The organism is Bradyrhizobium sp. WSM4873 (genome assembly GCF_055811355.1).
Map to the genome: position 1 here is coordinate 1 of NZ_JBVVPS010000095.1, position 1,480 is coordinate 1,480.

Annotated in this window: 1 protein-coding gene; it reads right to left on the reverse strand. The window is 62.0% G+C overall.

Features of this window, described 5'->3' with window-relative positions; translation table 11 throughout:
* Positions 1-274: 274 nt before the first annotated feature.
* Entirely contained in the window at positions 275-1,315 is a 1,041-nt protein-coding gene (locus tag AC0L21_RS37870) for an IS110 family RNA-guided transposase (RefSeq protein ID WP_473267070.1), read from the reverse strand.
* Positions 1,316-1,480 lie beyond the last annotated feature (165 nt).

Genomic DNA, 1,480 nt, shown 5'->3' on the forward strand with positions numbered 1-1,480 from the left:
CTCCATCCGGGCTTCTGTAACGGGCCTTGGTTAGTCAATCCCTTTTTGCGGCATCCTCTCGCCGGGAACCTGCTTCTGTACGGGATCGGCGCGGTGGCCGTCACCTGATGGGGTTCTAGAGAGGAGCAGGCCGGCCAATCTACGGAAGCGTGATCGCATCATTGGATGCGTCGACAACCCGGATGACGGCCTGGCCTGATCCATCGTCCCGGCGAAGGGACTTCGCATCGGGAAGGCTGGTGTGGTACCCGCCCGAAAGCCTGTTTGCTCCTGCTTAGACCGCCATGGCACTTGCCTTGGCAGTTGAGTTGAACGGCACGTTGTCCTTGAGCATCCGAAGCATGATGACGGCAAGCTTGCGCGCCAGCGCTACCTTGGCCTTGCTCATGCCGGCACGCTTGGCGATCCGCATCGCCCAGCTTTTGAGCTGGGCACAGCCCCTGATCGGCTTGGTCAGAATGATGTGAGCAGCCTCATAGAGCGCCTCGCGCACGGAAGCGTCCCCATTTTTGCTGATCCGGCCGGAGTAATCGGTCTCGCCTGACTGGTGCTTCTTCGGTGTCAATCCGAACAGCGGCCCCGCCCGCTTCGATGAGGTGAAGCGAGAGGGATCATCGATGGCGCTGGCGTAGGTCAATGAGATGATCGGTCCTACGGCTGGGGTCGACATCAGCAGCTTGGCCTTGGCATCCAGCAGCGACATTGCCCGCACCCGCTTCTCAAAACCGTTGAACTCGCGCAGCAGCACCATATGAACCGCGAGCGTCGCCGCGGCGATCGCCTCAAGGGCCGGATGGCCGGCCACCAGCTCGCCGATCCGTGTCGCAAAGTTGCGTTTTGTCGTCTTGCCGACCTTCAAGCCGAAGCCACGCAAGATACCTCGCAAGCTGTTCTCGATGTCCTGAAGCTTGGCCTGGATCAGCTTGCGCGCCGTCAGCATCGCGCGGGTCTCCTGCGCGCTCATCGATTTGCAATGCACCGGCCGGAACCAGCCGAGCCGCATCAATTGGGCGATGTTGCGGGCGTCGTTGCGATCCGACTTCACCGGCATCGCCTCGAAGGCATTCCTCACGTGGCGTGTCTCCAGAAGCTCGACGGTGAGACCTGCCTGCTTCATGGCCGCGTAAAGCCACTGCGACAGCGGTCCTGCCTCGAGGCCGATCCTGGAAAGCTCGAACCCCAGCGAACGGAACCAGGCGATCAGCGCCTCCGGCTCGCTTGCGGGTTTGGCCTCCCGAACGATCTTCCCGGTCCCATCAACAACGCACACGCTGGAGCATTCCAATGACACATCGATTCCGGCATAATGGTCCATGGTCGTCTCTCCTCGATGCTTGGAGCAAGGCCTGGCCTCGACTCCGCTACACCATCATGTGAGGGACGACCGCCAACCTTCCAGCCAAGCCGCGCGACGCGCGCATCACATAGCGCCGTAGCTAGCGCGGCTTGGCCGCGGAGGCCGACCCGTTACCCCATCTAC